Here is a 7087-nt window from a genome sequence, read left to right on the forward strand (position 1 = left end):
GACCGGGGCGGGCGTGGGGGGCGCGGGCGGACGGCTGTAGCCCTCACCGGCGATGGCGCGCGACATCTTCTCCGCCATGGCGTCGCTGCCGGACAGCAGGAAGTGCTCGCGCGCGCGGCCGTACTCGCCCATCTGGGCGAAGGTCAGGCCCAGGTAGTTGTGGGCCTTCTTGTGGTCCGGGGCCAGGTCGGTGGCCGTCTCGAACTCTCGCGCGGCGCGCTGGAGCGCGTTCGTCTTCAGGTAGACGAGCCCCAGGTTCACGCGCAGCGTCGGGTCCACCGGGTTGTCCCGCACGAGCATCTCGTACAGGTCCGCGGCGCGGTCGAAGAGGCCCAGCTTGAAATACGTCAGGCCCAGGAGGTTCTGGGCCTTCTCGTGGCGCGGCTGGAGCGCGTGCGCACGCTCCAGGAAGTCCTTCGCTTCGGTGACCTTGCCGGCGCCCAGCAGTTCGCTTCCGCGCTGGAGCTGCTGCAGGAACTCCTCGTCAGCGGGGCCCGGCGACTTCGTCCCCTTCGTGCGCGTCGTCATTCTCGGATGTGGGCTCACGGCTGCTGGCCTCGGCCTGGGCGAGCCGCTCGCGCTCCTTGTAGTGGTAGTAGAGCTGGAGGACCTTGCGCACGTATTCCTGCGTCTCGGCGTACGGCGGCACCTGGCCTCCGTACTTCTTCACCGCGTCCGGGCCGGCGTTGTACGCGGCGACCATCTTCACCATGTCGCCGTCGAACATGTTGGCCAGCACGCGCAGGTAGCGCACGCCACCCTCGATGTTGTCCTTCGAGTCGAAGATGTCCTTCACATACATGTCCGACGCGGTGCCCGGCATGAGCTGCATCAGCCCGCTGGCGCCCTTGTGGCTGAGCGCGTTCGGGTTGAAGTTGCTCTCCGTGTGCATGATGGCGCGCACCAGCGCCGGCGGGATGCGGTAGCGCAGCGCCGCGTTGGTGATGTGCGGATCCAGCTCCGTGGGCGTCTTCGAGCGGCCCCGCACGGGCGCGGACTTGGCCGGCGCCGGCGTGAAGGTCCCGGACAGCTTGCGAGCCTTGCGCGCGCCGCCGGGGGGCACGTTCGTGTAGACGATGGTGCCGTCCTTCTCCACGTAGCTGTAGATGCCGTCGGAGGCATGCGCCGGGAGGGCGGCGGTCAGCAGGACGACGAGGGCGGTCAGGGCACGCATGGCGGCGGTGCGAAACCTTAGACAACACCCGGAAAGTCCTCAAGAAAACGCCTTGTTTCCAGCACTTACCGCCGTTAAGGCTGTCCGCCATGCCCCATCGGTTTGATTTCCTGGTCATGGGCGGCGGCGTGGCAGGCCTGTCGTTCGCCCTGCAGGCGGCCCAGCACGGCACGGTCGCCGTGCTCACCAAGCGCGAGCGCGGCGAGGGCAACACCGCCTACGCGCAGGGGGGTATCGCGGGCGTCCTGTCCCCCACGGACACCTTCGACGCGCACATCGACGACACGCTGGTGGCGGGCGCGGGCCTGTGCCACCGCGACGCGGTGGAGGTGACGGTGCGCGAGGGGCCCGCGCGCCTCAAGGAGCTGGTGGCGCTGGGCGCGGCGTTCGATCAGCGCGCCGGCGAGTTCGACCTCACGCGCGAGGGCGGCCACTCCGCCCGGCGCATCATCCACGCGGGCGACATCACGGGCCGCGAGGTGCAGCGCGCGCTCCTGGCCGCGTGCGACGCGCAGCCCAACATCACCTTCTTCCAGAACACGGCCGCCATCGACCTCATCCTGGACCGCCGTCCCCACACCCCGGCCGGCAGCCGGTGCCTGGGCACGTACGCGCTGATGGAGGACGGCTCCATCGAGCGCTTCCTCTCCAAGGTGACGGTGCTGGCCACGGGCGGCGCGGGCAAGGTGTACCTCTACACGTCCAACCCGGACGTCGCGACGGGCGACGGCGTGGCCATGGCGTACCGCGCGGGCGCGCGCGTGGCGAACATGGAGTTCTACCAGTTCCACCCCACGTGCCTCTTCCACCCGGAGGCCAAGAGCTTCCTCATCAGCGAAGCCCTGCGCGGCGAGGGCGGCAAGCTGCGGCTCAAGGGCGGCCAGACGTTCATGGACCGCTACCACCCCATGCGGGACCTGGCCCCGCGCGACGTGGTGGCGCGCGCCATCGACGCGGAGCTCAAGCGCACGGGCAACGACTGCGTCTACCTGGACATGACGCACCTGGGCCGCGCGTTCCTCACGGAGCGCTTCCCCAACATCTACGCCACCTGCAAGGCCTTCAACATCGACATGGCGGTGCAGCCCATCCCCGTCGTGCCCGCGGCCCACTACCAGTGCGGCGGCGTGGTGACGGACCTGCACGGGCGCACCAACATCCCGGGCCTGTACGCCATCGGTGAGGTGTCCTGCACGGGCCTGCACGGCGCGAACCGGCTCGCGTCCAACTCGCTGCTGGAGGGCCTCGTCTTTGGCCACCGCGCGGTGCAGGTGGCGTCGGAGGAGCTGGCGTCGCTGACGCTGCCGAAGGAGGACCCGCCGGCCTGGGACTCCGGCAGCGCGGTGGACTCCGACGAGAGCGTGGTCGTCACCCACAACTGGGATGAGATCCGCCGGCTGATGTGGAACTACGTGGGCATCGTCCGCACGGACAAGCGGCTGATGCGCGCGCGGCGGCGGCTGGAGCTGTTGCGCGAGGAGATCCGCGACTACTACTGGCGCTTCAAGGTCACCCGCGACGTGATTGAGCTGCGCAACATCGCGGAGGTGGCGCACCTCATCGTGGACTGCGCGAGCCGCCGCAAGGAGAGCCGGGGCCTGCACTACACCCTGGACTACCCGCACACGGACGAGCACCAGGGCACGCGCGACACCCTCCTCTCCCGGGAGCTGTGAGCACCCATGTCCCGTCCTCGCGGCATGATGGATGACCTCCCCGGCCCCTCCGGGCTGGGAGACGAACAGGGCCCCCGTGGGCAGGACGGGGGCGGACCGCCTCCGGGCCCCCAGCAGCCCAGGCCCAAGCTGCCCACGCCCTACGTCAGCTTCGCCATCATCGCGGGCGCGGTGGTGATGTTCTTCCTGAGCGACTCGCTGGGCCGGAACCTGGTGACGCCGGAGGGCGGGCGCTACGGCGTCGTGGGGCCGCTGGCGCTCTATGGCCCGTGGGTCCGGGACGGCGAGTACTGGCGCCTGTTGGGCATGGTGTTCGAGCACGGCGGCCCGCTGCACCTGCTCTTCAACATGTCCGCCGTCTATTCGCTGGGCGCGTCGCTGGAGCGCGGCATCGGCAGCTGGCGGTTCCTGGCGCTGTCGCTCGTCACGGCGCTGGGCGGTTCGGCCTTCGCGCTCCTCTTCAACTTCAACACCGTGACGGTGGGCGCGTCCGGGATGATTCTGGGCTGGGGCGGCGCGATGCTGCCCATCCTCACCCAGCAGGGCCGCCGGGAGCACATGTTCTGGCTCGTGCAGGTGGCGGTCATCAGCCTGCTGCCGGGCGTGAGCTGGGCCGGGCACCTGGGCGGCTTCCTCTTCGGCCTGCCGTGTGGCCTGGCGCTGCGGCAGGGCACGAAGTTCTACTCGCGCGCCATCCCCGTCCTGCTCTTCATCGCCGCGGCGCTGGCCGTGGTGGCCGCCAATCCCCAGCGGCATGGATACTTCTGACCATGGCTGAGAACACCGTGCGCAGCGTCTGCGTCTTCTGTGGCTCGCGCTCCGGCGTGCGCGCCGAGTACCGCGAGGCCGCCGCCAGGATGGGCGCCGCGATGGCGAAGCGCGGGCTGACGCTCGTCTACGGCGGCGCCAGCGTGGGGTTGATGGGCGCGGTGGCGGACGCCGTGATCGCCCACGGCGGCAAGGCCGTGGGCGTGCTGCCCCACTTCATGGACGCGAAGGAGCTGGCCCACCCGCGCCTGACGGAGCTGCACCGGGTGGACTCCATGCACGCGCGCAAGGCGCTGATGGCCGAGCGCTCGGACGCCTTCGTCGCCCTGCCCGGCGGCTTCGGTACGCTGGATGAGCTCTTTGAAATCGTCACCTGGGCGCAGCTGGGCCTGCACCGCAAGCCCATGGGCCTGCTGGACGTGGACGGCTTCTTCCAGCCGCTGCTCGCGATGGCGAAGCAGATGGTGGAGGCGGGCTTCGTCCCGGAGACGCAGGGCATGCCCTTCGCGGTGAACGCTTCCCCGGACGCGCTGCTGGACCGCCTGATGGCGGGCCCCACCATGCCGCTCACGTCGAAGTGGCTGAAGGACGGTCAGCAGACCTGAGGGCCGTCCCTCGCCGCGTCCTCAGCGCGCGTGGACCTTCAGCTCCGCGTTCCCCAGCGACGAGGCGACGCGGAGCATCACCTGCTCGGTGCCCTCGGGGATGACGGGCTGGCCGTCGGTGAAGACCTTGGGGAAGCGCACCCGGTAGCCCACCCAGAAGAGGCTGGCGTAGGGGTAGTAGGCGCGCACGTTGAGGTCCGCCCGGCCCAGGCGGCGGATCTCCATGGGCGTGATTTCACCCGCGGGCGTCACCAGCGCGATGCGCCAGATGCTGTTGCGGTGGGCGAAGTCGTCGTAGCGGTAGTCGTTGACGTGCACCGCCAGGAAGAACTCGTGGAACTTCGCCGCGTCCGCCTGTTCCTCCGCCAGCAGCTGCTCCACCTTCGCCGCGGGCAGCGCCTGGAAGATGGCGCGGCGGTGGATGCGGGCCTCGCGGAAGGCGGGCGTCTGGAACGTGGCCCCCGCGAAGACGCGCGTGTCGAAGCCGTCGTAGATCTCCCTGCGGTCCGAGTACCGGTCCAACACCGAGAGGTACGCGGACTCCTGCTTCGGATCATCCAGCGTGGGCGCGGGCTCCCCGACGACGGGGGGCGTGGTGGAGCAACCGCCCAGCACGCCCAGCAGCACCGCGGCCACCAGCAGCCTTCTCACGGGATGAAGTCCTTGCGCGTGAACAGCGTGGTGAGGCGGTGGCCGCCGGCCTCCACGGCCTCGCGTCCACCCTCCAGCCGGTCCACCAGCGCGAAGGCACCCAGCACCGTCAGGCCCTCCAGCTTCGCGCGCTCGATGGCCTTGATCGTGGACGCGCCCGTCGTGACGACGTCCTCCACGATGGCCACCGGGGCGCCGGGGCCCAGCGCGGACAGGCCTTCAATCCACTGGCCGGTGCCGTGGCCCTTGGGCTCCTTGCGCACGATGAACGCGTGCAGGGGCTTCTGGCCGCCGCCCTCCAGGAAGCTGGTGAGGCTCACCGCCGACGCGAGCGGATCCGCGCCCAGCGTCAGCCCGCCCGCGGCCACCGCGGACGGAGCGTCCCGCCGGATGGCCTCCAGCAGCAGCCGGCCGATGAGGTAGTGGCCCTCGGCGAGCAGCGCGGTGCGCTTGCAGTCGATGTAGAAGTCCGACTCCTTGCCGGAGGACAGCACCACGCGCCGGCGCTCGAAGGAGCGCTGCGTGAGCACCTCCAGCAGCCGGGCGCGGTCACGTTCGAGCGTTTCCGCCATGGCCTACAGACCCTCCAGGTACGCCACCAGCTGCGCCGAGTAGCGCAGCTGCATGAGCAGCTCCGCCTTGCGCGATTCGTCCAGCGCCGCGAACACGTCCGCCAGCAGCGACAGGTCCTGGTTGAGGGCGCCCATGCGCTGCGCGACGTCCACCGCCAGCTCGTCCGCGTCGATCTCCTCCTCGACGCCCTCCGGGGCCAGCGTCTCCTCGGTGGCGAGCGCCTTCTCCAGCATGTCGCGCACCGGCGCCGTCAGCCGGCCTTCGGCCTCCAGCGACGTGCGCTTGGCCTCCAGCACGTCGTGCTCCACCGGCGAGGCGTGGATGGCCTCCGCCAGGGACAACAGGAGCGCGTCCTCGTCGGACAGCTCCTCGTGCACGCGGACCTGGACCTGGTCGCGCTTGAGGAAGCGCAGCGCCGCCACGCGGCGGAAGCCGCAGATGAGCTGGTAGCGGTCCTCGCCGCGCGGGCGCACGTCCACCGGGAACAGCTGGCCCAACCGCGCCAGGTCCGTGGCCAGCTCGGACACGTCGCCCTCGTCCCGCAGGCGGAAGGTGGTGTCCTCCTCCAAACGCTCCAGCGGCAACACCATCGCCGTCACCTGTCCCATCACGCGCGGCTCGATGGCCTGCGCGTGGGGCTCCCCTTCCGAAATCGCCGCGCCTTCGCTGGCGCCCTGCTCCGAACCGTCTCCAGAGTCCGCGGAGCCAGTGGAGCCCGCGTCCTCCTGGCTCGCCCGGCTCGCCACGTCCCAGATGCCGGCGCTCAGGAGCGCGTCGTCCGCGCCCGACACCGGTCCGGAGCGCGGCTCCGCCAGCACGTCCTTCGCCTCGCCGCCGCCGTCGCTGCCCGTGCCGGAGGCGTCCTGGACGCTCTCACCCGAGGACAGCTCCACGTAGCGGCCTGGGGACGGGGAGGCTTCGGTGCCCTCGCCCTGCCCCGCCGCGCCGGCGCCTTCCAGGCCGGAGCCCCCAGCCGAACCGCTGGAGGTCGCGGCGTCGTCACCGTGGGCCGCGCTGGACTCTCCGCCGGTCGTGGCGGCCTCGCCCCCGCTGCTGCTCGGGGACGCCATGCCCTCCGCGCTGGCGGTGCTCGCATCCGCCCCGCCCGGGGACGCAGCGTCCCCGGCACCGGCGGCCGCGGGGGTCTCCGTGCCCTCTCCGGGCACGTCCGTCCGGGCCCCGCCCGCTTCAGCTTCAGCGCGGGGGGCACCTTCCGGCGTCACGTCTCCACTCGCGCCCTCGCCCTGCCGCGGCGCGGACGCTTCCGTCGCGCCGTCCTGCGGGGACGGCGTCGCATTCTCACCAGGTGTGCCCGGCATCCCTTCCTGTCCCTCGGCCCTGTGCTCGGCGTCCATGGTGGCACCCCCGGTTGTTCCACCCGCGCGCCGCCGGAACGACGGCGCGGCGGGCGGGCTTTAACGGGACTTCTTCACCACGACCTTCTTCTTCGCGCCAGCACCCATCACGCGGGGGACGGGCGCGCCGGCACTGCTCGCCTGCTCAGTGGCGGCCGGACGCGGAGGCTCCGGCGCCCGGGCCGTGGTCGCGGCGGGCGGCGGGGGCGGCGGCAGCGGCTTGGCCGACGGACGGGCCACGACCGTGGCCGGTGCCGTCGTCGCCGCCGGAGTGCGCGCGGGAGG

8 protein-coding genes and 1 pseudogene are annotated in these 7087 nt (G+C 71.5%); 3 read left to right on the forward strand and 6 right to left on the reverse strand.

Annotated elements, in window-relative coordinates:
* Both D7X55_RS32475 and D7X55_RS32480 read right to left on the reverse strand, forming a co-directional pair.
* On the reverse strand, positions 1-528 hold a 528-nt coding region (locus tag D7X55_RS32475), incomplete at its 3' end, for a tetratricopeptide repeat protein (RefSeq protein ID WP_147470287.1).
* Positions 485-1174 carry a lytic transglycosylase domain-containing protein gene (locus D7X55_RS32480; protein ID WP_120546703.1) on the reverse strand — a complete coding sequence of 230 codons (690 nt, stop codon included), beginning with the start codon at positions 1172-1174 and terminating at the stop codon, positions 485-487. The genes D7X55_RS32475 and D7X55_RS32480, both read right to left, overlap by 44 nt.
* Before the next feature lie 89 nt (positions 1175-1263).
* Here D7X55_RS32480 and nadB point away from each other — a divergent pair, with 89 nt between their 5' ends.
* From nadB to D7X55_RS32495, 3 genes are read left to right on the forward strand one after another with little or no spacing between them, the layout of a single operon-like run.
* Complete coding sequence (nadB, locus tag D7X55_RS32485; protein WP_121725086.1) at positions 1264-2850, forward strand: L-aspartate oxidase; 1587 nt, start codon at positions 1264-1266, stop codon at positions 2848-2850.
* 6 nt (positions 2851-2856) lie between these two features.
* The gene (locus D7X55_RS32490) at positions 2857-3618 is read left to right on the forward strand and encodes a rhomboid family intramembrane serine protease (protein WP_121725087.1); all 762 of its coding nucleotides are present in this window, start codon (positions 2857-2859) and stop codon (positions 3616-3618) included.
* Positions 3619-3620: 2 nt separating this feature from the next.
* Positions 3621-4223 (forward strand): TIGR00730 family Rossman fold protein, encoded by a 603-nt coding sequence (locus D7X55_RS32495; RefSeq protein WP_120546700.1) that lies wholly within the window; start codon positions 3621-3623, stop codon positions 4221-4223.
* Positions 4224-4244: 21 nt separating this feature from the next.
* Here the strand turns inward: D7X55_RS32495 and D7X55_RS32500 are convergent, their stop codons facing one another.
* The 4 genes and pseudogenes from D7X55_RS32500 to D7X55_RS32515 form a co-directional block, all read right to left on the reverse strand.
* Complete coding sequence (locus D7X55_RS32500; protein WP_120546699.1) at positions 4245-4874, reverse strand: hypothetical protein; 630 nt, start codon at positions 4872-4874, stop codon at positions 4245-4247.
* Positions 4871-5446 (reverse strand): orotate phosphoribosyltransferase, encoded by a 576-nt coding sequence (pyrE, locus tag D7X55_RS32505; protein ID WP_120546698.1) that lies wholly within the window; start codon positions 5444-5446, stop codon positions 4871-4873. Before pyrE ends, D7X55_RS32500 begins: the two co-directional genes overlap by 4 nt.
* A gap of 3 nt (positions 5447-5449) precedes the next feature.
* Complete coding sequence (locus tag D7X55_RS32510) at positions 5450-6766, reverse strand: ParB N-terminal domain-containing protein (protein WP_121725088.1); 1317 nt, start codon at positions 6764-6766, stop codon at positions 5450-5452.
* 96 nt (positions 6767-6862) lie between these two features.
* Positions 6863-7087, reverse strand: a pseudogene (locus D7X55_RS32515) (polymer-forming cytoskeletal protein); the annotation flags it as partial.

This window comes from Corallococcus sp. AB049A, from assembly GCF_003668885.1.
GTDB classification, from domain to species: Bacteria; Myxococcota; Myxococcia; order Myxococcales; family Myxococcaceae; genus Corallococcus; species Corallococcus interemptor.

Excerpts from the sequence above, each read along its gene's own strand:
- D7X55_RS32480 (WP_120546703.1), bottom strand. The coding sequence starts at position 1,174 with ATGCGTGCCCTGACCGCCCTCGTCGTCCTGCTGACCGCCGCCCTCCCG.
- nadB (WP_121725086.1), top strand. The coding sequence starts at position 1,264 with ATGCCCCATCGGTTTGATTTCCTGGTCATGGGCGGCGGCGTGGCAGGC.
- D7X55_RS32490 (WP_121725087.1), top strand. The coding sequence starts at position 2,857 with ATGTCCCGTCCTCGCGGCATGATGGATGACCTCCCCGGCCCCTCCGGG.
- D7X55_RS32495 (WP_120546700.1), top strand. The coding sequence starts at position 3,621 with ATGGCTGAGAACACCGTGCGCAGCGTCTGCGTCTTCTGTGGCTCGCGC.
- pyrE (WP_120546698.1), bottom strand. The coding sequence starts at position 5,446 with ATGGCGGAAACGCTCGAACGTGACCGCGCCCGGCTGCTGGAGGTGCTC.
- D7X55_RS32510 (WP_121725088.1), bottom strand. The coding sequence starts at position 6,766 with ATGCCGGGCACACCTGGTGAGAATGCGACGCCGTCCCCGCAGGACGGC.